We start from the raw sequence: 22,716 nt of genomic DNA on the forward strand, positions 1-22,716 counted from the left end.
AAGAGGAGGAAGCGATGGTTACGTTGCCTGCAACCGTATATTCTCAACAAATGGTGAAGAAAAAGTTAAACGTTTACTATCCAGTTGTGCATTTGACTAATCAAGCTGTTCAGCACAGCATGAACAGTAAAATTTTGCAGCGCACGAATGAATTAATTCGTCAGCAGGGATATGGAGAAAATCCGGATACAGAAGAAACGGGTTATTATGAGTTGAAAACAAACGAGCGAAATGTGCTCAGCTTAACACTTGTCAATTTTGCTTATTCCGGGGGAGCGCATGGATTGACCATTGTCGTTCCATTAACGTTTAATGTGCTGACTGGAAAAACGTATCAACTCAAAGATCTATTTAAAAAAGACAGTAATTACGTGAGCATTCTTTCTAAAATAGTAGGAGGGCAAATAAAAGAGCGTGATATTATGGTTCTTGGAGAATATAAAGGAATTAAACCAGATCAAGATTTTTATATCGCCGATAAGTCACTTGTGCTCTTTTATCAGCTGTATGACCTGGCTCCTTACGCATATGGAATTCCTTACTTTCCAATTTCTATCTACGCTATTCAAGATATTATTGAAGATGAAAGTCCACTTGGACAAATGTTTGGATAAAGTTATAAAAAATTGCGATGCGGCCGTACGTATCTTTTTAATTCGGCCGCTAACTGCTGACGAAGCGAACGAACGCCAATCGCTTCAGCAATATCTTTTGCTACAGGAAATACCCCCACTTTAGTGATATGAACACGAAGATAACCCTCATACAAGCATCCTCGGTCTGCATGCTTGATTTTGGTGCGTACAACAGCTTCTATTTTATCGTTTTCATTTTGCAAAGGGTAAGAATCTGTAATATGAAAACGAAAAGAATATTCCTCCATCACCATCATCCTTTTTCTATGATATGTACTAGCATACTACACAAATAGTGAATCAGAAAAAATAAATGTGTCAAAAAGGCAAAGCGCAAAGCAATCAAGGAAGCAGTTTCTTGTATGTAATGATCATTATTTGTGAACGATAACAGAAAAAGACAAAAAGCTGGAGTTGCGATGATAAAAATAGCATTCAAAGGATTACTTATTATTTTATCTCTATATATTCTGTACGTGGTTATAGCGGCGGTGGTTCTCTTTTATGTACCTTTAAAAACAGGAGAGGAAACGGCCTCAATTAAACCGGCTAGCTTTTTTGGTCACAGGGAGTCTACGGACCGAGTGAGACTTCTTGAAGATGGTTATGAGGCAGGAAGAGTTCGTATTCAAATGATTCAAGAAGCTGAGAAATCGATTGATATTGCATATTACTCAATAGGAAAAGGAGAGTCAACTGATTTAATTATGGCCGCTCTTTTTAAAGCAGCTGATCGAGGCGTCCATACTCGCGTTCTTTTAGACGGGATAGCTAACGGCTTGCGGGGAAACCGAAGAGGCGTGCTCTACGCATTAGCCTCACATCCTAATATTGAAGTGAAGTATTATGAACCGTTTCAATTGTTTAAACCATGGGCGTGGCAAAATCGTATGCATGAGAAAATAATGATTGTAGACGGAGAGCTAGGCATAATAGGGGGACGGAATATAGGGGACAAGTATTTGGCTAAAAAGCCTCCTCCAGATTTCGTCTATGATCGTGATGTCTTTATTACAAACAGCAAACATAAACAAGATAGCGTCATCACTCAAATGCAAAATTATATAAATGAATTATGGGCTCATCCTTACACTAAAAAAGCTTTTCATCATCTCACGCAGTACCAGGTCGATCAGGGAAAAAGGATGAAAGCTTTGCTGCTGCAGCAATATGATAAAGCTAAGCAAGTAGGAGAAACGTTTGCGACGCCTAAGATTGATTGGAATGCTTCCACCGTTCCTACAAAGCGTGTTTCTTTTATTCATAATCCAATTGAACGCTTTAATAAAAGGCCTTTTATGTGGAAAACGTTTATTAACCTGGCAGAAGAAGCTAACCGCTCTGTTCTTATTCAAAGTCCTTATGTGGTGCCAACCAATGCGATGAGAAAGTATATAGCAATGAAAAAGAATCCAGCTGTTCAATGGACGCTACTCACAAATTCAGTTACATCTACGCCCAATGTGTTGGCTTTTTCCGGGTATATAAGTATGCGTGATACGATTGTGAAGACGGGTGTAAAGCTTTACGAATACCAAGGACCTTATTCCATCCATGCAAAGTCTGTGATTTATGATCAAAGACTGAGCGCCGTAGGCTCTTTTAATTTAGATTCCCGTTCTACATTTTTGAATAATGAATCAATGGTCATTATCGATAGTCAAGAATTTGCAAAAAAGCTGACGATGGCGATGGAAAACAAAATGGATAAAAGTATCCTTATTGCCAACCATAAGCGATGGATTAAATCTCCTGACATCCAAAAGAAAGAAGAACCTGTTATGAAGCGAACCTTCCTATACGCCTTTGCAAAAGTGACGAGGTTTTTTAAGGAATTTATTTAAACAATCGGCAGTAGAACAAAAAGCACTCAATGGTATATCCATTGAGTGCTTTTTGTTACATATCTTATAAATAAGTGAATAAATAAACTTATCACATAACGTAAATTATCCTCTTTTATTTATTGGAAAAACTAGGTAGTATAAACATAATAAACAAAAAGGAGGAAGGCACGTGGAGACCGCCGTTTTAATGAAACCAGATGCAGCTTATAAAGAGGCTTATATGAGCTTTTATCATGAATGGAAAGCAAGCGGAGAAAAAATGATTCCGTGGGTAATTGCTAAAGATCCTGCTTACTTTGAAAAAATGGTTCAAGAGTTGTTAGATGCAGAAAAAGGGATCGGATTAAAAAAAGGATATGTACCCGATTCCACCTACTGGCTAATGCATCACAAAAAAGTAATAGGCGTAGTTAATATCCGCCATGAGCTAAGTGAAATACTGCGAAACAGCGGAGGACATATAGGTTATGGTATTCGGCCAAGCGAAAGACAAAAAGGATATGCGAAGCTGCTACTGAAGTTATCTCTTCAAGAAATTAAAAAGCTGGGAGTTCAACGGGCATTAGTTGTGTGTGATGATTGGAACACTGCTTCTCATCGAACTATTCTGGCAAACGGTGGTATACAAGACGAGGATTATATAGAAGAGGACGGAGCTGTCGTTCAACGCTTTTGGATTCATACGGATAAAATGGCATAAGAAAGAGGTGAATTCTTCAATTCTCCTCTTTTATGCTTAGTCATATTGTTTTAAAGCTAACTTCAGCCGCATATAGGTATACATGGCGTATGCCTGTCTTCCTTTTAAACTGTACGGATTTGCTTTGGAGCAAAGACAGTTAAGAAATTGCTCATCACATGAGCGGCATGATCCATAATCTTCATAGCATAAATCATGGTATTTACAGCAGCAGTCTACATCATTTACAGGACATCCGGGACCACTGCATCCGGGACCACACCATTTATAGCCAGGGAAGAGGCAGGGCGTTGCTTTCCGTTTGTTCGGAACAGACATAATCATACATCCTTTTCAATAGTCTCTTTACATTAAATGTAAAAAAGAGAAAAGAGACAGGGACAAACACCTTGCAGCAGCAGCCTAATTTTCATGAATTTCTATCTAATCGATAAATGCGTCATTCATCCGCATTAGTAGTTTGCCAAACAGCTCCTTTTCTTCATTTGACCATTTTTTTAACATACTATGATAGCGTTCAAGGCGCATTTGCTTATCAGTTTGCAGCATTTGTTTTCCACGTGGTGTGATGTCAAATAAGCTGACGCGTCCATCCGAAGGATCAGAAGAGCGGGAAATAAACTTTTTATTTTCTAAAGCAGCAGCTTGTCTAGACAAAGTTGAAATGTCGAGTTTAAATGCTTCTGCTAGCTCTTTTACACGAGCTGGTCCAAATTCATCTAATTGCCGCAATAATAAATAAGCTGATCTTTCTAGATTTCCTATTTTATTTTCAGAATTATCAAGATAGACGGCTCGTCTAATAAAGGTAGTAAGTTGATATTCAATCAATTCAATTGAATTTTTTTCTTGCATTATAATCTCTCCTTACAAAATCATTCATTGACAAAGAAATATATACTTGTATAATACAAATGTATATATAGTTGTATAGTACAAGTAAAAGTAGGTAAAGTAAAGGATGTTTATATAGTTAAATGTTAGACAACATGACAAAATAAAGAGAGGAGGACAGCTGTTCTTTATCTATAGGACAGCGACCTATAATGAAAGTGATACGAATCATTTTACAAATCGCGATTCTTTATGCCTTTTCTATGATTGGCGAAGCTGTTCACCACATGCTTCACCTGCCTATTCCAGGCAGTATTATAGGCTTAATTTTAATGCTCATTTGCTTAACGTGCAAAGTTGTTCCCATCAAGGTGATTGAAGACGGAGCAAGTTTCTTGTTATCTTTTTTACCTTTATTATTTATACCAGCTATGGCGGGAGTGATGAATTATCCTTCGCTTCTTTCAAGTAGCGGAGCGATTTTGTTTTTAATTATTGTGCTTAGTACAATCATTACGATGGCTGCCGCGGGGGCTGCCAGTCAACTTTTAGAAAAGAAAGCGAACAAACGAAAGGAGAAACAACAGTGCAAGAACTCTTTATCGCGCTCTTTATAATTATAGCTACAGTTGCTCTGTATCTAGTCATGGCGAAAGTATACGTACGGTTCTCCTACCCAATTCTTATTCCAGTGTTAACTACAACCGTATTCGTTATTCTTCTTTTGCTTGCTTTTCATATTTCTTATGACGAGTATATGATTGGAGGCAAATGGATTAATTCACTTCTGGGGCCAGCGGTTGTTGCATTAGCGTATCCACTGTATAAACAGCGTGAGATGCTAGTGAAATACAGCATTCCTATTATTGGAGGAGTGTTTGTAGGATTATTTGCAGGCATGATTAGCGGACTTGTGTTCGCTGAAGTATTCGGCATTGACCGAAGCCTGATTTTATCTATTGTTCCTAAGTCTATTACCACTCCCGTTGCAATTCAAATTGCCACGGGACTAGGAGGGGTGCCATCCATGACTGTGGTATTTGTTATGATTGCAGGCTTTTCGGGAGTAATTCTTGGACCTTTACTTTTAAAGTGGATTCGTATTAAAAGTTCTTTAGGAAAAGGAATTGCCCTAGGCAGCGCTTCTCATGCGCTAGGAACTTCTAAAGCATTTGAATACGGTGAACTAACGGTATCGATGAGCTCGGTATCAATGACGTTAAGCGCTGTACTGGGCTCGGTTTTTGGGCCGATTGTTGTCTGGCTATTCCAAGTGTAAAGTGAGATAAGTAAATACGGAAAACAATCCTGTTTGAGTTCAAAGAGGATTGTTTTCTATGTCAAATGACGAATTTTATTCGCAGCAAACTTTCAGTTGTGCGGCTCTTACTCTGGTACTATAATAAAAAGAAAGAAAATTCATAAAATAACCGCTTTTTTGTTATTTTTAGGAAGGCTAGTCAATTGTCGATTGAGTAAGTAGGCTTAGTCAAGGTTATATACGCAGTAAAAATAGCAGAAAAGAGGAGCTGAACATATTTTATGAAAGAGGAGCTCGTGTATATAGGAAAAAAGATTCTTGAACATAAATATAGCTTGTCAGAAAAATTAGCCGAACGTTTAGATTCTACGCATACGCTAAGTATAGAGGAATTAAAAGAAAAGAAAATTTTGAAATGGCGAGTGTCAATTATGGAGTACTTTGGAAGAGCGCTATTTGAAGAACAAGAGGATGTACTTAAACTTGTTAAAGAATGGGCACTTGACACGGGAAAATATGCAGTGGAAAAAAATATTCCTTTAGAAAAAGCACTCGGTATCCTCCCAATCTATCGCAGCGTTATTTGGGATGTATTTACAAGAGAACTAGAGGAGCATCAGTTTGCAGCAATTACCATGCTGCATGTCAGTGAGCGAATTGATCCGCTTTTAGATACGGTAACATGTGTTTTTGGTCAAATTTATGATGAGCATAATCGATACATGATGAATTTAGCTTACACGTCACTAGAAGAACTGTCAGTTCCGCTCGTACCTGTCACAAAAGGTATCGCTATTATGCCGATTATTGGAGAAATTGATACTCATCGCTCGCAAGTTATTATGGAAACTTGCTTAAAAAAAGGGACAAGCCTTCAATTATCCTATCTTATTTTGGATATTTCAGGTGTCGTGATTATTGATACAATGGTAGCAGACAATCTGTTCAAAATTCATCGATCTCTCAAATTAGTAGGAGTGGAAGCTATTATAACAGGGATACGACCGGAAATTGCCCAAACGGTAGTGAAACTGGGAATTGATTTTAATCAAATTAAAACAGAAGCAAATTTAGAAGCAGCGCTTTTAAAAATTGGGTTTAGACGTCCTGAAGAACATAGCCGCGCGGATGTGTCATCACGGCGCATAAAATGACCGGTTATGAACATGCAATGGAGATATTCCTTCTTCTAAACGTCGGTATGAAATATGGATTTCAGCAGATAGAAAGTAAGCGCATAGTAAAAAAGCGGATGTTAATCAACATCCGCTTTTTTACTTAATAAATGCCATATGCCATGGTAGCACAAAAGCATAAACGAGGAAGTATACCACTATTGAATAGATAAAAAACCAGCCGTTTAAATGCATATAGCCACTTTTAATCATTCCGTATTCTATGAGTAGTGAACCAGCGCAAAAGAGAAGTGATAAAACCCATTTATTTTTAGCTGTTAAGTAAGTCAAAAATAAAATGGAAAGGGAAGGTGGAATAAATGTATAGCTTAGAATATCTCCAAGTCCTGTAACTTTTGGATCTCCCAAATCAATCATGTTAAAAACACGCGTAATGATAACATCACAAAGCCATCCGACAAACCCAACTACGCAAAACGTGATATAAAAATCTCGCCAAGTTAGCTGTCGTTTAAATAAAACAAGGGCAAGAATAAATAAACATAAACTAACGGTAATCGGAAACCACAAACCATGTGCAGATAAGTCTAAATGCTGAATTGCTTGCTCCAACATTGTTCACCTCAAAAGAAAGAGTTAGTGTTGAAGTTAGCCTATGTTATGGAAGGTATTTTATACATTTTCTACGCGTTGCGTGTATATTCTTCTCGCAAGATTGAATATAACTTTAAGTCTTGATGAGCTCCTTTAATAAACATGGCTTTTCGAATCGTTCCTTCATAAGACATACCGATTTTTTTCATTACTTTCTCAGATGCAGCATTTTCAACAAAGCACCTCGCCTGAATGCGCACTAAATCCATTTCTTCAAATCCAAACGCAATTACTTTTTCAGCTGCTTCCGTAACAAATCCCTTATTCCAATATGTCTCAGAAATCGCATAGCCAATTTCCGCAATGCGATGTGTAGGGTTCCAAGTGACAAAGTCAATGGTGCCAATACATTTTTTTAAGGCTTTGATTTCCATAGCCCAAGGAGAAATGGATTGGTTGCTGTACTGCTTTAGAACGAAGGAAACAAACTCTTTTGTATCTTGAAGCTTTCGGTGCTTTTCCCAATTTACATATCTGCTCACCTTTTCATTTGAGGCATATTCAAACATGTCACGCACATCTTTTTTTGTAACTTTCCGCAAGCGGAGTCTTTCGGTTTCTAGTGTGGGTAAATTTCCGTATATATCTTTTACTTGAATCATAAAGTTGTCTCCTTTCTCAGCAAGAAGTGGATGAAATGTTGATAATAATGTTTCAGAGAAGCTGCAGCATTCCAAAAATACGCTTTCTATTTCATGTGCTTGATTCTTTAATTGTAAAATATTTCATTGGTGAGCGTAAGAGGTCAAATGGGTTTTTGAAAAATAAAAAATTATTTTTTCTGTTCATAATCAGTTCACATATGCTTGTTAGACTAAAGTCAGAAATTAAGAAGGAGTGAAATGAAACACATGAACAGTGAAGTGAAAGAAGAACGAACTTCAAATAAAAACAGAATAGACTTATTTTTAGTTCCCATTGTTTTAATTGCAGCGTTTTTGAACTTATTTAAAATTTGGACAGATGAATACGCCAACGCTTATTACACGGCAGCTGTCAAAAGTATGCTTCAAAGTTTTCATAATTTCTTTTATGCATCTTTTGATCCAGGAGGCTATGTAACGATTGATAAGCCGCCGGTTGTATTTTGGATTCAGACAATTAGTGCCAAAATATTTGGATTTCACGGATGGAGCGTCATTCTACCGCAAGCATTAGCAGGCATCGGTTCAGTCCTTTTACTATACGTACTCGTAAAACGTACGTTTGGCGTATGGGCTGGGAGATTTGCAGCTCTTGCCATGGCTCTGACGCCAATTGTACCTGCGGTAAGCCGAACAAATAATATCGATAGTATGCTTGTATTTACATTATTAGTAGCAACGTGGATGTTATTTCGTGCTGTGCGTACGGCTAAATTTGGCTGGGTGTTAGCAGCTTTTGCGATGATTGGTGTTGCATTTAATATGAAAATGCTTCAAGCATACATGGTTTTACCAGCATTTTATGTTTTCTATGTAGTGGCAACCAAAATCACTTGGAAAAAGAAAATTGCTTTTTTGACAACAGCGACTGCACTAATGCTCGCGGTTTCTGTCTCATGGGCAGTTGTGGTAGATTCTACTTCTGCTGATAAGCGCCCTTATATGGGAAGCAGTCAAACAAATTCAGTTCTAGAGCTTGCTTTCGGATATAACGGTATTAATCGTTTAACTGGAAATACAAGCGTGACGGGAAGCGGTCATAAACAGCCTGCTCAAACTGAGCAGCAAACAGCAAGCAGTGAAACAAAACAAACTAGTAATTCAAGTGCTGATTCTTCACAAAGCTCAAATCAAAGAAAGAGCAGCTCTTCTCAAAAGATGCAGGCTCCAGGTGGAGGGAATCAAAACGGAATGTTCAACACGGGGAATCCTGGTCCATTCCGACTATTTCAAAAAGGGTTATCAGATCAAATCAGCTGGTTATTACCATTTGTAATCTTTTCAATCGTGGGTCTATTTGCCGGAGTAAAATTTAAAGGGCCTTACACGACAAAACAAAAAGAAAGTTTATTTTGGTTAGCGTGGCTGCTACCAGTAGCTGTTTTCTTTAGTATCGCAGGATTTTTCCATCAGTATTATTTAATTATGCTGGCACCTCCAATCGCTGCATTTGCCGGAGCGGGAGCAGTAGCTTTATGGAGCATGTACAAACAGCATAATGGCTGGAAATCATGGCTGCTGCCAGGTGGTATTTTAACAACAGCAGCACTTCAAGTATATATTATGTCTCCTTATGTCAGCTCAATCGGCGTAGCGCCAATTGCAGGTGTAGGAGCACTGGGCGTCATTTTAGCTCTTGTTTTAGCTGTTCGTAAACAGCGTAAAAATTCGTTGACGAACTACCTAGGAGCCGCAGCAATGGTTGTCTTACTTGCGATGCCGGCGTACTGGGCGATGACACCAATTATTTATGGTGGAAATAGCATGCTTCCATCAGCAGGTCCTGATTCTTCAAGCGGTATGGGAGGACCTCCAAGCACAGCTACAAACAGCAAACAATCTGGTTTTAACGGCATGCAGCCTCCAGGAAGCTCTAGCGGCAATTCATCATCGAACGGCGGTCAAATGCCGGGCGGTTCGTCCAATAATGGTCAAATGCAGCCGCCAAGCAGTTCTTCAAACAGTGGTCAAATGCAAATGCCAGGCGGTTCGTCCAATAATAGTCAAATGCCAAATAGCTTTTCAAGCAAATCATCCTCTTCAAAACGAAAAAGTGGAGGGATGAACGCAGAAGTAAACCAAAAGCTACTAAACTATTTAACAAAAAATAATACAGGCGAAAAATATTTATTTGCCACAACGGACTCAACTTCAGCTGCACCTTACATTATCAAAACGGGCAAGCCAGTAATGGCAATGGGTGGGTTTAGCGGTTCAGATCCAATTTTAACGGTAAGTAAATTAAAAGCCATGATTAAAAAAGGTGAAGTGAAATATTTCTACTTGTCTGGAATGGGCAAGGGAGGTCAATCTGACGTTATCACTTGGATTAAAGACAATAGTAAGGAGATTCCTTCTTCCAAATGGCAGTCTACGTCATCAAGTGCTCAGCAAGGGCCATCTGGAAACGGAACACTATACGAAATAACGCTTAAATAAGGAGGGCATGAACATGAGTTCCATTGTTAAATATTCTATTGTTATTCCTGTCTACAACGAACAAGAAGTGATTCATGAAACCTACCGCCGTCTCACAGAAGTGATGCGTTCAACGAAAGAAGCTTACGAGCTTCTTTTCGTGAACGACGGCAGTAGAGATCGAACAGCAGAAATCATTAAAGAGTACAGTGAGCAAGACCCAGCGGTTGTTTTATTAGATTTTGCCCGTAACTTTGGTCATCAAATTGCTATTACAGCGGGTATGGATTATGCAAGAGGAGAGGCGGTCGTTGTGATTGATGCTGATTTGCAAGATCCGCCCGAATTGATTTTAGAGATGATTGAAAAATGGAAGCAAGGGTTTGACGTTGTATACGCTAAGCGTACAAAGCGAAAAGGAGAAACATACTTTAAAAAACAAACGGCTGCTATGTTTTATCGCTTCTTACGTGCGATGACCGATATTGATATTCCACTTGATACAGGGGATTTCCGTTTGCTAGATCGCAAAGTGTGCAATCAAATGAATAGCATTCAAGAAAAAAATCGCTTTGTTCGCGGATTAGTAAGCTGGGTTGGCTTTAAGCAAACAGCAGTAGAATATGAGCGAGACGAGCGTTTGGCCGGGGAGTCAAAATACCCTTTGAAAAAGATGCTGAAGCTTTCAATGGATGGTATTACATCTTTTTCATATAAGCCATTAAAGCTAGCTAGCTATGCTGGTGTAACTCTATCTGGTATCGGCTTTATTTATCTTTTAGTAGTGCTGTATTTGAAGTTATTTACAGACAGCACCATCACCGGGTGGTCGTCATTAATTGTCATTCAGCTATTCTTTAGCGGCATCATTTTAATTATTCTTGGTATGATTGGAGAATATATTGGCCGCATCTACGATGAAACAAAAAATCGTCCACTCTATATCGTCCGTGAAAAGTATCAGCTTGAAACACGCAAGGAAGTATCACTTCGTGACTAACAAATGGATATCTTTTATTAAATTTGCGTTAGTAGGAGTTGTAAATACACTGATTGATTTTGTAGTATACGCACTTTTAACAACAATCGGTGTTAACTACATACTAGCGCAGTGGATTTCATACAGTGCGGGCATCTTAAACAGTTATGTCATGAATCGCAAATGGACGTTTGAGAGAAAAGAAAAAAGCAGTAAGCGTGAGGTGATTTCATTCGTGATCGTAAATTTGATCACTTTATCCCTAACATCATTTCTGTTGACTGTTCTATATAATAAATGGGGTATATCGCTGCTAATCAGTAAACTTTTAATTACAATCGCAAGTGTCGGTATCAACTTTATTGGTACTAAATTATTTGTATTTACTACTAAAAAAGAAAGAGGGATTCATATATGACGATAAAAAAAGCAGTTATTCCAGTAGGCGGTTTAGGAACTCGATTTTTGCCAGCGACAAAAGCGCAGCCGAAAGAAATGCTGCCAATTGTCGATAAGCCTGCTGTACAATATATTGTAGAAGAAGCTGTGAAATCAGGCATTGAAAGTATTATTTTTATTACAGGGCGAAACAAAAAATCAATTGAAGACCATTTTGATAAATCAATTGAGTTAGAGCAAATGCTTGAAGAAAAACACAAGTTTGACATGTTAAAAGAAGTACAAACGATCTCATCAATGGCCAGCATTCACTATATTCGTCAAAAAGAGCCGTTAGGACTCGGTCATGCTATTCTTTGTGCCGAACAGTTTATTGGAGATGAGCCGTTTGCTGTTCTTCTTGGAGACGATATTATGACTTCTGAAGAACCTACGCTCAAACAGATGATCCAAGCGTATGAAACGACTAATCAATCAGTTATCGGAGTTCAAAAAGTGGATGTTGAAGAGGTATCAAAATACGGAATCATTCAGCCGAAAAATAAATCTGGCAGCCTTCATGAAGTGAATGACTTGATTGAAAAACCATCGATAGAACAAGCTCCGTCAACTATTGCCGTTATGGGCCGCTACATTTTAAATCCTTCTATTTTTTCTTATCTAAAAACGATTGAAAGAGGGGTAGGAAATGAATTACAATTAACAGATGCACTGCGTGTGGTATGTAAAAAAGAGCGATTGTTTGCTCTTGAACTGGAAGGGCAGCGCTTTGATATTGGAGATAAGGTAGGCTATATGAAAGCGATGGTAGAAGTTGCGTTAAAGCGCAGAGATTTACGTCACACGTTTTTATCGTATTTGGAGGGAATTGTAGAAAAAGAACGAGCAAACAACTTCAGCTAATAAGAGTTAATCCGTTTGTTCATATTCAGTTCATATTTGAAGTATAAAATCATTGTATGATCTTATGCGGCTCTCTGTTTACTATAAACAGAGAGCTTACTGTGCGTAAAAGCTGGACAAACTTAGGAATAGGGAGAGACATGTATGATTCAAATATTAGTTGCAGATGATGATCAACATATTCGAGAGCTGATATCATTATATTTAGAAAATCAAGGATTCAAAATTATAAAAGCAGCAGATGGTGAAGAAGCGTGGGCAAAAATGGAAGAGTTTCGAATTGATCTAGCGGTCGTTGATATCATGATGCCATTTAAAGACGGATGGGAACTAACAAAGGAGATTAAGGAGTATTTTGATATACCGGTTTTAATGGTAACAGCTAGAGGCGAATCGCATGATAAGCTAAAAGGATTTGATATCGGAACAGACGACTATGTCGTGAAGCCTTTTGATCCTCAGGAAATGGTTGCTCGTGTAAAGGCTCTTTTACGCAGATACCGAGTAGAAGCTAACAATGTAATCTATATGGGGAATATAAAACTAGACCGTACCAAATTAGAGATGAGTGCAGGAGAAACAAGCGAACAGCTGCCGTTAAAAGAGTTTGAATTACTGTTCACGTTAGTTAGTTCTCCAGGAAAAATTTTTACTCGTGATCAGCTTATTCAATTAATTTGGGGATATGATTATGAAGGCGATGAGCGCACGGTAGACGTTCACATAAAACGTCTGCGAGAGAGGCTTAATCATATGAAAAACGTCGGTATGGAAATCAAAACAATTCGCGGACTAGGCTATAGAGCAGAAGGGTGTTAACGTGAAATCAATTTATGTAAAGCTGGTTCTGTCGTTCATCATTACAATTTTATTGAGCGTTGTGATTACCGTTGTCGTCACGACATTTCTTAGCAAGCAGAAGCTCGAAATGCGATTAGGTCAGGATATGGTGAAGATGGGAGAAGATTTTATCGATTTGTACGGAGCAGAAGACTCGGACAAAGCTGCAAGGTTTTTATCTAATTCATCATTCATTCATTTTTCGTTTATTATTATTGATGATCAGCATGAAGAAAAAGTATTAGGACAGCCAGGACCGCCTATTCCAATTACACCGAAAGAAGTAGATCAAGTATTAGACGGGAAGCGTTATTCTAATTTAAACGAGGAAAAAGATGATCGTCCACAGCCAAACGTAGTGGGTCTTCCTTTTAAAGAAAATGGACGGTCGTATGCTCTATTTATTCAGTCTCATCCACAGCGGCAATTTTCAGTTATTCAAGATGTTCAAAATATCCAGCTTATTACGATTTTATTAGTGGGTATTGTATTATTTGCATATGTTTCAATGATTATTATTAAACCGATTAAGCGTCTCAGTACAGCGATGAAAGTTGTCGGACAAGGCGAATACAATGTGCAAGTCGAGCACGCAGCGAATGATGAAATCGGTCTGTTAACTAAAAATTTTAATCAAATGACTAAAGAATTAAACAAAATAGAAACGATGAGGCAAGAGTTCATTGCTAGCGTTTCGCATGAGATTCAATCACCGCTGACCTCTATTCGCGGTTTTTCAGCGGCACTTAAAGATGATATCGTCAGTGAAGATAAAAAGATACAATATTTAACGATTATTGAAAAAGAAAGTACAAGACTTTCTCAGCTTAGTTCCAATTTGCTAAAGCTTGCTTCTCTAGACTCTGAACATCAAACGCTAATGCTGCAGCAATACCGTTTAGATGAACAAATCAGGCATGTGGTCATGGCTTTAGAACCTCAGTGGACAAAAAAGAACATAGAAATTGACCTTGATTTATCCAATGTTCAAATGGAAGCAGATAAAGATTTGTTAGAGCAAGTTTGGCTGAATTTAGTAACAAATGCTATTAAATATACGCCTGAAAATGGATTTGTGAAAATATCCATTTCTCTAAAAAACGAAGAAATAGACGTGAAAATAAAGGATAATGGAATTGGTATTGCCGAAGAAGATCAAAAATATATTTTTGAAAGCTTTTATAAAGTAGATAAATCGAGAACGTTAAAAGGAAGCGGCCTCGGTCTAGCCATTACAAAAAAAATTGTTCGGTTACATGAGGGCACAATACGTGTTGAAAGCAAAAAAGAACAAGGAAGCATTTTTACGGTAACCTTGCCTATCCAAAAAATTAGGGCTAAAAAAGACTCGTCTGTGTAAGTTCATGCAGATGAGTCTTTTTTATTAGGTCAAAGATATAAAAAAAATTAATAATATCTATTTATTTTTTTAATCCCTACTTGACATATAGGTAAAGTGTAAATAATATAGATAGTATAAATCTTTTGAAAAAATTGGGATGCTAAAGAAGCTGATCGGTCAACCGAAGGCTCATACTTGTTCGCTACTAGTGTGGGCCTTTTCTGTACATTGGTTGTGGTCATTAAAATCTCAATCTTCAACTGAACATATGGGGAGGATTACCATGTATTTATCTTCTGCACATTATACAAGTACTTATAGATGTTGTTCGCTTTGTTTATTCAACTGCAACTAAAATATAAATCTATCTATGAATAGGAGAATGATAAAATGGCTTCAATTACACAAGAAAAATTAGATTATATTGTTAAATTACTAACTGAAATCAACTATGGATCTGTACTAATTACCCTTCACGACGGACAAATTACTCAAGTGGACAGCACGGAAAAAAACCGCTTTTTAGCTAAAAGCAAAGTAGCAAGCCACAAATAAGCCTATTTAAATACGTATTTAGAGAAACTGAAGGGCCAGCCTAGCTAGCGAATGCTTGGCGGCGGGGCAAGCAAGTACCGTACTAAATATAGAAAACGTGCGTATTCGAAGAAAAATTGACTTTCTTTCCGGTTAAAGATTTAGAATTTTTTGAATTAAAATTGAGTTATAGGTTGTATGAGTATGACGATGAGAAGTCTAAAGCTGCTAAAGCAGCAGCTTTGTACTTTTTAAAATTATGAAAATCTGACAGTTTCATTCCTGTGCTGACCGGATTACCGAAGGCTTCTGACCTGTGTTAGGAGTCTTTTTTTTATTCTTAAATTAATATAATAGGAGGAGAAAAGATGGAAAATTTATTACGAGCAGCGGTGCGGCAAAGAAAACAATACCTCATTGAAAAGTTACTGAAAAAAGGGATTTACAAAAAAGAAAACCATCATCTTTTTGAACTTACACTCTCTGACTTAGAAAAAGAGTATCAGGCACGCAGTAGGTAAGGGATAGAAAAATTTATATCCAATAAAAAAGCGTAAAGGGTATGCCTTTGCGCTTTTTATCTAACAATAAATTAGTACCAGATATTAAAAGTAGGTGTTATAATTAAGTATCAACTGATTTGAGGTGGAAAAATGATGCAATCAAAAGCTAGAATCACAGGAATGGGGATATATACACCAAAGCAAAAATTAACGAACGACCATTTAAAAGAAATGGTTGATACAAGTGACGAATGGATTGTACAGCGTACCGGAATGAAAGAACGACGAATTGCTGGTGAAGGCGAATACACGTCTACGCTTGCCATTCGAGCCGTTGAAAATTTGCTTAACCGATATGCTGTAGAAATAGAAGATGTAGATGCAATTATTGTTTCGACAACAACGCCAGATCACTTTTTTCCTAGCGTAGCATGTCAGATTCAAGATTACTTTCATATTGATCAAGCTGCTGCATTTGATCTAAGTGCCGCATGCGCCGGTTTTACATATGGCCTTCATGTGGCGAACGGCTTAGTGACGTCGGGATTGCATAAAAAGATTTTAGTTATTGGTGCTGAAGTCATGTCGAAAATTACAGATTATACGGACCGGGCCACATGCGTGCTGTTTGGTGACGGAGCGGGAGCTATGCTTGTAGAGTACGATGAGCATAATCCGAGTTTCTTAGGATGTCACTACGGAACGGACGGAAGCGGAGGGGTGAATTTATATCGTTCTAACTTATCTAATACTCTTTCAGGAAAAGAAATTAATTCGAGCGGGAATTTAGTTCAAAACGGGCGTGAAGTATACCGCTTTGCTGTCCGAACGATTCCAAAAGGAGTAGAAGCATTATTAAAGAATACTTCCATTTCTCTTTCTGATGTAAATTGGTTTATTCCGCACAGTGCAAACCTTCGAATGATTGAAGCTATTTGTGCTAAAACAGGTGTTACAATGGATAAAACGTTAACGAGTGTGCAATACTGCGGAAATACATCTTCAGCTTCTATTCCGCTTGCTTTAAACGAAGGAATAATGACAGGAAAAGTACAGGGTAATGACCTCCTTATTCTTTATGGGTTTGGAGGAGGATTAACGCACTGCGGCTTGTTAATTAAATGGACGTGTAAAGAAAAAAGCTAAAAAGCTAAAAGGCGTCGCCTTTTAGCTTTTTTCTTTTTCATTACAGAGCTTTTTATTGTCGTTCCAAGAAAGTTTATTCTTTTTATAACAGCAGGTTTGCAGTATTTTCAGCGCAAACATATATAATAGAAAAAACCCGCTTTTTTACAGCGGGTTTTCAACTGGCCTTTGGAATGGTAAAACCTAATCCAAAGACGTCGCGTACATCGTGTACGACCACAAAAGCTTGTTCGTCGACTTTATGAATAATGCGCTTTAATTCTAGCAGTTCTTGTTTGTTCACAACTACGTACAATACGTCTTTTGCTTCTTTTGTATAGCTTCCATGAGCAGAAAAGACAGTGACGCCGCGCTGCATCTTTTTATTGACTTGTTCGGCTACTTCAACTGAACGGTGTGAAATAATAGTGATTGCTTTGCGAGGGTTGAGTCCTTCAATAATATAATCAAGCACCTTCGTTCCGATGTAAAGAGAAATAACCGTATACATTGTCTTTTCTCCACCGATGACAAAATAAGCGCTTGCTACAACTAATAAATCAATTGCCAGCATCGTTTTGCTAATATTCCAGTCTAGATATTGATTAGCTAAGCGGGCAATAACTGCAGAGCCTCCGGAAGTTCCGCCGCCTCTAAACACAAGTCCGAGTCCTACACCAGCTAAAATACCAGCAAAAATAGCCCCCAGTAGCGTATCGTCAAGAGGATTTCCCAGTCCTTCAGTTATATGTAGGAATAGAGAAGTGAAAATAATACATATAATTGTGTAAACAATCACACGTTTATGAAGCAATTTGTATCCGATCAGTACCAGCAAACCGTTTAATATAAAGTTTGTGATACCCGGAGACCAGCCTAATACATAATAGGTAATCATTGTTACACCGGTTACGCCGCCTTCTGCTAATTCATTTGGAATAGCAAAGTAATTAATGGCCAGTGCGAAAATGAGGCTCCCTAGAATAATGAGGATAATTTCTTTTATTTTATTAATCATGAACGTTACCTCCAATCATCAAAAGCTCCGAAAACACAGTCATGACAATGTATTATACCAACTCTAGAGACTGAATTAAAGATGGGATATTATTATTTTTTTTAAAATCATTTTCTGCTATTAACATAAAATCTTTTGACAGTTTTTATGGAGTATGAAAAAATGAATTGTTTGCTTTTATTTTGATTAAAAAGTTTTGCAATGAGAATGTTCGTTCGGTAAAATAGAAGCAAGAGTCAAGGGGGAGAATGAACGTGTATCAAGATGAATTAAAACAGTATGCGAAGTTAGTAATGCCCGAGCATTTAGAGAAAATGAAGAAAATGTACAGTCCCGATGCGCATAAGCAGCCTTTAGGGTTAAAAAAAGAAAAGATTGAGCATATTGAAAATGTCATTATGAACAGTTACTCGGAGCATTATCCAGTAACGCTTCACGTCTATGAAGCAGGACATATTCAAAGGTATGAACGAGTGACGATTGATAAAGTCTCGCTGCAGTCGAATACGCTGATGGTTACAGGCCCTTGCTATACATATTCGATTCGAGCAGATGCAGTAATTGAAGCAGATGTATGGAAAGATGAAAGCTACTCTAGCTAAGAGTAGCTTTTTTGTTCGTTTTGTATCTTTTTTTTAACGCATGCATACAATACATAAAAGCATATTCTGCGAGTAGCAACTTCTAGCTACTAGGAAATTTTAATTAAAGAAGGGATTATTGTATGCAAAATGAAAAAACTCAAGTAAGAGAAATCGAATTAACGCAGTTCATTAAAAAAAGACTCGTTCGTTTTATCTCAAGTTTAGCTATTTCTTCTGCCCTTGCTTCCATATTATATATGCTTCTGTTTTTATTTAAATGATGGGTCACTTTGAGTTGTCCAAAAAGGTGGACAACTTTTTTGGTGTGTAGGCTTTTATGAAATCAGGACAAGCTATGGCTGATTCAGTCAGAAAAATTCAATCGGTCAAGAAATAGTCAAAAACAGTCATAACTAATTAAGTGGAAGAAAACCTTTACATATAATGAGAAAAGTAGACAAATTCTTGAATTACCAGCATATTTCCTTTTGTATGAACTATTATTAAACCAAATGCAAATCTAATTGTTCATTCAAAAAACTTTATTTTGTAATTAAAAAAATGAATGTTTTTGATTTTTTATGATTGATTTTGAATGTAAACCGTGATAAAGTAAGTACATGAAATAAATGAAAACGCTTTTTTGAAAAAGGAGCTAGAACATGTTAACGCCGGAAAGACATCAACTAATCTTAAAACTTTTAAAAGAGAAAGAACTTGTAAAAGTGCAAGAGTTTATCGAAGTTACAGGCGCTTCGGAATCAACCATTAGAAGAGACTTAAGTCAACTAGAAGAAGAGCAAATGCTCAAACGTGTTCATGGTGGCGCTTCGCTTATTCGCAGTAAACGAATCGAACTGAGCGTTATCGAAAAATCTGCTAAAAATGTTCAAGATAAACGAAACATTGCAGAGTATGCGGCTTCCATTATAAATGAAGGTGACTGTATTTTTTTAGATGCAGGAACTACAACGTATGAAATGATTCCTTTTTTAAAGCAAAAAGATGTAGTTGTCGTGACAAATGGTTTAATGCATTTAAACCCGATGCTAGAACAAGGTATCACCCTCTATTTAATTGGAGGATCTGTTAAACATAAAACGGGCGCTTTAATTGGCAATGGAGCTCTTTTAAGTCTTGAGCAATATCGTTTTGACAAGTGCTTTATGGGAGCGAATGGGATTCATCATCAATATGGATATACAACTCCTGATCCAGAAGAAGCATTGATCAAGCAAACGGCAATGAAGCTGTCTAGAGAATCTTATATTTTATCAGATTCCACTAAGTTTTTTGAAACAAGCTTTGCGAAAATAGCCGATTTACATGAAGCAAAAATTATAACAAATGACGTACCTAGCGATGTACTTATACAGTATGCAAACAAAACAGACATAAAGGTTGTGAAATCATGATTTATACATGTACGTTGAACCCATCCGTTGATTACGTAGTACATGTTTCAGCATTCGAAGAAGGCGGGCTTAATCGCACAACGAATGAAGCCAAGTTTCCAGGAGGAAAAGGCATTAACGTCTCTCGCGTTTTAAAACGATTAGGTGTTGATAATAAAGCCCTCGGTTTTGTAGCCGGCTTTACAGGAACCTATATCGAAGACTACTTAAAAGCGGAGAATATCGAAACAGCTTTTACAAGAGTTGAGGGAGATACCCGTATTAACGTAAAGTTAAAAACAGAAAAAGAAACAGAAATTAACGGTCAAGGACCTGCTATTACAGACGAAGCGCTTCAGTCTTTATTGACTCAAGTAAAGCAAATGACTGAAGGCGATATCTTCGTATTAGCAGGGAGTATACCGAAAACGCTTCCAAGTTCTGTGTATGAAACGTTAACTGAACTAGCAGCAGCGAACGGAGTAAAAGTTGTAGTAGATGCAAGTGGAAAAACTTTGCTAGACGTCGTGTCCCACAAGCCGTTTTTTATCAAACCGAATCATCATGAACTTGCAGAATTGTTTGATGTAGAAGTAAACAGTGCAGAAGATGCGCTAGTATACGGTAAGAAGCTCGTGGAACAAGGAGCGCAAAACGTCGTTGTGTCTATGGCAGGTGATGGAGCACTGCTTATTAACGAAAGCGGTGTCTACAGTGCCACAGTCCCTAAAGGAACGGTAAAAAATTCTGTTGGAGCTGGCGATTCACTTGTAGCTGGATTTATTGCTTCTTATGTAAAACAAGGGGATTTATTAGAAGCTTTTCAAACAGGAGTAGCTTCAGGAAGTGCCACAGCATTCTCACTTGAATTATGTACAGCAGAAGATGTAAAGACGCTTCGTGAACAAGTGTCAATCACAAAGGTAGAGTAGGGGGAAACGAGAATGAGAATTACTGAATTATTAAAAAAAGATACAATCATTCTTGATTTAAAAAGCACGTCAAAAGCTGATGTTATTGATGAATTAGTTGGAAAATTAGACGAAGCTGGTCGCTTAAGCGACCGAGCTGGCTATAAAGAAGCAATTTTAAATCGTGAATCTCAAAGTACAACGGGAATTGGAGAAGGCATTGCCATTCCGCATGCGAAAACAAGCTCGGTAAAAACACCGGCCATTGCATTTGGACGCTCAACAGAAGGTATCGATTATGAATCATTAGACGGACAGCCTGCACACTTATTCTTTATGATTGCAGCGAGTGAAGGAGCGAATAATGCTCACTTAGAAACATTATCTCGTTTGTCTACGTTGTTAATGGACGAATCGTTCCGAAAAACGTTGCTAACAGCATCATCAATTGATGAAGTCATTAAAGCAATTGATGATAAGGAAACTGAAAATGAAGCGCCGGAAGAGGAAGTAGATACAGCTTCAGATCAATTAGTGCTTGCTGTAACTGCTTGTCCAACGGGAATTGCCCACACATATATGGCAGCGGACAGCTTAAAAGCAAAAGCGAAAGACATGAATGTCACGCTAAAAGTTGAAACAAACGGTTCCAGCGGGGTTAAAAACGCGTTGACGAAGGAAGAAATTGAAAACGCTACCGCTATTATCGTTGCAGCGGACAAGCAAGTAGAAATGGAACGTTTTGCAGGTAAAAAAGTTATTCAAGTTCCAGTAGCTGAAGGAATTCGCAAGCCTGAAGAATTAATTAACCGCGCGTTAAAAGGAGACGCTCCTGTATACAGCGGCGGCGGTGGCAGCAAAGAAGGCGGAGAAAGTAAAGGATCAGAGCGTACAGGGTTTTACAAGCACCTAATGAGCGGTGTATCAGCAATGCTTCCGTTTGTTGTAGGGGGCGGGATCTTAATTGCTATTTCATTTATGTTTGGCATTCACTCAGCAGAACCGAAAGATCCGACGTACAATGCATTTGCAGCAGCATTAAAAACAATTGGCGGAGATAATGCATTCTTCTTACTAGTACCAGTACTAGCAGGGTTTATTGCAATGAGTATTGCTGATCGTCCTGGTTTAGCTCCCGGTATGGTTGCAGGTCTTTTAGCAGCTTCTGGCGGAGGCGGTTTCTTAGGTGGTTTAATCGCTGGTTTCTTAGCAGGTTATGTAGTAGTGGGGTTAAAGAAATTATTCAGCGGTTTACCGCAAGCGCTTGATGGAATTAAGCCAGTTCTTCTTTATCCGCTATTTGGGATCTTTATCTCAGGATTGATTATGCTTTATGTTGTAAATGAGCCAGTTAGTGCGATTAACAAAGGATTAACGCACTGGTTAAGTGGATTTGGTACAGGTAACTTAGTATTATTAGGTATTATCTTAGGCGGTATGATGGCGATTGATATGGGTGGTCCTATTAATAAAGCAGCCTTTACATTTGGTATTGCAATGATTGATGCTGGAAACTATGCACCACACGCAGCGATTATGGCAGGCGGTATGGTTCCACCATTAGGTATGGCCATTGCGACAACTTTGTTCAAAAATAAATTTACTCGCCAAGAGCGTGAAACAGGTAAAACGTGTTATGTAATGGGTCTTTCATTTATCACAGAAGGTGCGATTCCATTCGCAGCAGCTGACCCAGGCCGTGTGATTCCCGCATCGGTTATCGGTGCTGCAGTAGCAGGTGCTTTAACAATGATGTTCCACATCGGTTTACCAGCACCACACGGCGGCGTATTCGTTATCGGAATTGTACAAGGAAATCCTCTTTTATATGCACTAGCAATTTTAATTGGTGCAATTGTAACAGCGGTCCTTGTAGGTGTATTAAAAAAGCCAAAAGCAGAATAACAAATAAAGACTGATTTTACATGATGTAAAATCAGTCTTTTTGTGTTTTTCTGGTAGACATTTGTTCTTTATGAGAGTACAATTACGGTAGTATTCCTTTAATTTTTAGAAAAGTTAGATAGATAAGCTTTTCTACTTGATAAAATATGG

The 22,716-nt window shown here is 37.9% G+C and carries 26 protein-coding genes; 20 read left to right on the forward strand and 6 right to left on the reverse strand.

The features are described from left to right. Nucleotides 1-14 precede the first annotated feature (14 nt). Nucleotides 15-614, forward strand: a complete 600-nt coding sequence (locus ACFX4W_RS19090; protein ID WP_043982138.1) for a DUF3298 and DUF4163 domain-containing protein — start codon at nucleotides 15-17, stop codon at nucleotides 612-614. A 2-nt stretch (nucleotides 615-616) separates the two neighbouring features. On the opposite strand, the gene ACFX4W_RS19095 is transcribed toward ACFX4W_RS19090, so the two are convergent. Next, entirely contained in the window at nucleotides 617-883 is a 267-nt protein-coding gene (locus tag ACFX4W_RS19095; protein ID WP_043982140.1) for a hypothetical protein, read from the reverse strand. Between the two features lie 171 nt (nucleotides 884-1,054). On the opposite strand from ACFX4W_RS19095, the gene ACFX4W_RS19100 reads away from it, so the two are divergent. Together ACFX4W_RS19100 and ACFX4W_RS19105 are read left to right on the forward strand one after the other, a co-directional pair. Continuing rightward, nucleotides 1,055-2,479: a phospholipase D-like domain-containing protein gene (locus ACFX4W_RS19100; protein WP_280560795.1), complete on the forward strand. Its 1,425-nt coding sequence runs from the start codon at nucleotides 1,055-1,057 to the stop codon at nucleotides 2,477-2,479. A gap of 190 nt (nucleotides 2,480-2,669) precedes the next feature. Further along, nucleotides 2,670-3,182, forward strand: a complete 513-nt coding sequence (locus ACFX4W_RS19105; protein ID WP_043982636.1) for a GNAT family N-acetyltransferase — start codon at nucleotides 2,670-2,672, stop codon at nucleotides 3,180-3,182. Between the two features lie 36 nt (nucleotides 3,183-3,218). Here the strand turns inward: ACFX4W_RS19105 and ACFX4W_RS19110 are convergent, their stop codons facing one another. Next, nucleotides 3,219-3,500: a hypothetical protein gene (locus ACFX4W_RS19110; RefSeq protein ID WP_078081757.1), complete on the reverse strand. Its 282-nt coding sequence runs from the start codon at nucleotides 3,498-3,500 to the stop codon at nucleotides 3,219-3,221. Between the two features lie 105 nt (nucleotides 3,501-3,605). Next, complete coding sequence (locus ACFX4W_RS19115) at nucleotides 3,606-4,037, reverse strand: MarR family winged helix-turn-helix transcriptional regulator (RefSeq protein WP_043982142.1); 432 nt, start codon at nucleotides 4,035-4,037, stop codon at nucleotides 3,606-3,608. 191 nt (nucleotides 4,038-4,228) lie between these two features. Between ACFX4W_RS19115 and ACFX4W_RS19120 the strand changes: the two genes are divergently transcribed. The 3 genes from ACFX4W_RS19120 (at nucleotide 4,229) to ACFX4W_RS19130 (ending at nucleotide 6,431) form a co-directional block, all read left to right on the forward strand. Then, on the forward strand, nucleotides 4,229-4,633 hold the full coding sequence (locus ACFX4W_RS19120) for a CidA/LrgA family protein (RefSeq protein WP_043982144.1): 405 nt from the start codon (nucleotides 4,229-4,231) through the stop codon (nucleotides 4,631-4,633). Beyond that, complete coding sequence (locus ACFX4W_RS19125; RefSeq protein ID WP_043982145.1) at nucleotides 4,603-5,295, forward strand: LrgB family protein; 693 nt, start codon at nucleotides 4,603-4,605, stop codon at nucleotides 5,293-5,295. The genes ACFX4W_RS19120 and ACFX4W_RS19125 overlap by 31 nt, the downstream gene beginning before the upstream one ends. Nucleotides 5,296-5,558: 263 nt before the next feature. Further along, complete coding sequence (locus tag ACFX4W_RS19130) at nucleotides 5,559-6,431, forward strand: STAS domain-containing protein (RefSeq protein WP_043982146.1); 873 nt, start codon at nucleotides 5,559-5,561, stop codon at nucleotides 6,429-6,431. Nucleotides 6,432-6,551: 120 nt separating this feature from the next. On the opposite strand, the gene ACFX4W_RS19135 is transcribed toward ACFX4W_RS19130, so the two are convergent. Together ACFX4W_RS19135 and ACFX4W_RS19140 are read right to left on the reverse strand one after the other, a co-directional pair. Beyond that, nucleotides 6,552-7,028, reverse strand: a complete 477-nt coding sequence (locus ACFX4W_RS19135) for a hypothetical protein (protein ID WP_013082943.1) — start codon at nucleotides 7,026-7,028, stop codon at nucleotides 6,552-6,554. Between the two features lie 68 nt (nucleotides 7,029-7,096). Continuing rightward, nucleotides 7,097-7,669 carry a GNAT family N-acetyltransferase gene (locus tag ACFX4W_RS19140; protein ID WP_280559535.1) on the reverse strand — a complete coding sequence of 191 codons (573 nt, stop codon included), beginning with the start codon at nucleotides 7,667-7,669 and terminating at the stop codon, nucleotides 7,097-7,099. Between the two features lie 240 nt (nucleotides 7,670-7,909). Here ACFX4W_RS19140 and ACFX4W_RS19145 point away from each other — a divergent pair, with 240 nt between their 5' ends. The 9 genes from ACFX4W_RS19145 (at nucleotide 7,910) to ACFX4W_RS19185 (ending at nucleotide 16,775) form a co-directional block, all read left to right on the forward strand. After that, nucleotides 7,910-10,150 (forward strand): glycosyltransferase family 39 protein, encoded by a 2,241-nt coding sequence (locus ACFX4W_RS19145; RefSeq protein ID WP_377559935.1) that lies wholly within the window; start codon nucleotides 7,910-7,912, stop codon nucleotides 10,148-10,150. A 13-nt stretch (nucleotides 10,151-10,163) separates the two neighbouring features. After that, nucleotides 10,164-11,129, forward strand: coding sequence for a glycosyltransferase family 2 protein (locus ACFX4W_RS19150; protein WP_028408710.1), 966 nt, complete (start codon nucleotides 10,164-10,166; stop codon nucleotides 11,127-11,129). Continuing rightward, on the forward strand, nucleotides 11,122-11,526 hold the full coding sequence (locus ACFX4W_RS19155) for a GtrA family protein (protein ID WP_043982148.1): 405 nt from the start codon (nucleotides 11,122-11,124) through the stop codon (nucleotides 11,524-11,526). The genes ACFX4W_RS19150 and ACFX4W_RS19155 overlap by 8 nt, the downstream gene beginning before the upstream one ends. Then, a complete protein-coding gene (gene galU / locus ACFX4W_RS19160; protein WP_043982149.1) occupies nucleotides 11,523-12,410 on the forward strand; it encodes a UTP--glucose-1-phosphate uridylyltransferase GalU in 888 nt (295 codons plus the stop codon). The genes ACFX4W_RS19155 and galU overlap by 4 nt, the downstream gene beginning before the upstream one ends. Nucleotides 12,411-12,554: 144 nt before the next feature. Further along, a complete protein-coding gene (locus tag ACFX4W_RS19165; protein WP_013056822.1) occupies nucleotides 12,555-13,229 on the forward strand; it encodes a response regulator transcription factor in 675 nt (224 codons plus the stop codon). A 1-nt stretch (nucleotide 13,230) separates the two neighbouring features. Next, entirely contained in the window at nucleotides 13,231-14,610 is a 1,380-nt protein-coding gene (locus ACFX4W_RS19170; protein WP_043982151.1) for a sensor histidine kinase, read from the forward strand. Between the two features lie 372 nt (nucleotides 14,611-14,982). Further along, nucleotides 14,983-15,147, forward strand: coding sequence for a YezD family protein (locus ACFX4W_RS19175; RefSeq protein ID WP_013056824.1), 165 nt, complete (start codon nucleotides 14,983-14,985; stop codon nucleotides 15,145-15,147). 347 nt (nucleotides 15,148-15,494) lie between these two features. After that, nucleotides 15,495-15,647 (forward strand): Fur-regulated basic protein FbpA, encoded by a 153-nt coding sequence (locus ACFX4W_RS19180; RefSeq protein ID WP_043982152.1) that lies wholly within the window; start codon nucleotides 15,495-15,497, stop codon nucleotides 15,645-15,647. 132 nt (nucleotides 15,648-15,779) lie between these two features. Continuing rightward, nucleotides 15,780-16,775, forward strand: a complete 996-nt coding sequence (locus ACFX4W_RS19185; RefSeq protein WP_043982153.1) for a ketoacyl-ACP synthase III — start codon at nucleotides 15,780-15,782, stop codon at nucleotides 16,773-16,775. Between the two features lie 157 nt (nucleotides 16,776-16,932). On the opposite strand, the gene ACFX4W_RS19190 is transcribed toward ACFX4W_RS19185, so the two are convergent. Next, entirely contained in the window at nucleotides 16,933-17,772 is an 840-nt protein-coding gene (locus ACFX4W_RS19190) for a YitT family protein (RefSeq protein ID WP_043982155.1), read from the reverse strand. Nucleotides 17,773-18,020: 248 nt separating this feature from the next. On the opposite strand from ACFX4W_RS19190, the gene ACFX4W_RS19195 reads away from it, so the two are divergent. From ACFX4W_RS19195 to ACFX4W_RS19215, 5 genes are all read left to right on the forward strand, one after another. Further along, on the forward strand, nucleotides 18,021-18,374 hold the full coding sequence (locus tag ACFX4W_RS19195) for a YolD-like family protein (protein WP_043982157.1): 354 nt from the start codon (nucleotides 18,021-18,023) through the stop codon (nucleotides 18,372-18,374). Between the two features lie 122 nt (nucleotides 18,375-18,496). After that, the gene (locus ACFX4W_RS19200; protein ID WP_013056833.1) at nucleotides 18,497-18,637 is read left to right on the forward strand and encodes a hypothetical protein; all 141 of its coding nucleotides are present in this window, start codon (nucleotides 18,497-18,499) and stop codon (nucleotides 18,635-18,637) included. Between the two features lie 381 nt (nucleotides 18,638-19,018). Then, on the forward strand, nucleotides 19,019-19,771 hold the full coding sequence (locus ACFX4W_RS19205) for a DeoR/GlpR family DNA-binding transcription regulator (protein WP_013056834.1): 753 nt from the start codon (nucleotides 19,019-19,021) through the stop codon (nucleotides 19,769-19,771). Continuing rightward, nucleotides 19,768-20,682, forward strand: coding sequence for a 1-phosphofructokinase (pfkB, locus tag ACFX4W_RS19210; protein ID WP_025752144.1), 915 nt, complete (start codon nucleotides 19,768-19,770; stop codon nucleotides 20,680-20,682). The genes ACFX4W_RS19205 and pfkB overlap by 4 nt, the downstream gene beginning before the upstream one ends. A 12-nt stretch (nucleotides 20,683-20,694) precedes the next feature. Then, nucleotides 20,695-22,566, forward strand: coding sequence for a PTS fructose transporter subunit IIABC (locus ACFX4W_RS19215; RefSeq protein ID WP_013056836.1), 1,872 nt, complete (start codon nucleotides 20,695-20,697; stop codon nucleotides 22,564-22,566). Nucleotides 22,567-22,716: the final 150 nt, after the last annotated feature.

The sequence above is a fragment of the Priestia sp. YIM B13489 genome, from assembly GCF_042787645.1.
GTDB lineage: Bacteria > Bacillota > Bacilli > Bacillales > Bacillaceae_H > Priestia > Priestia megaterium.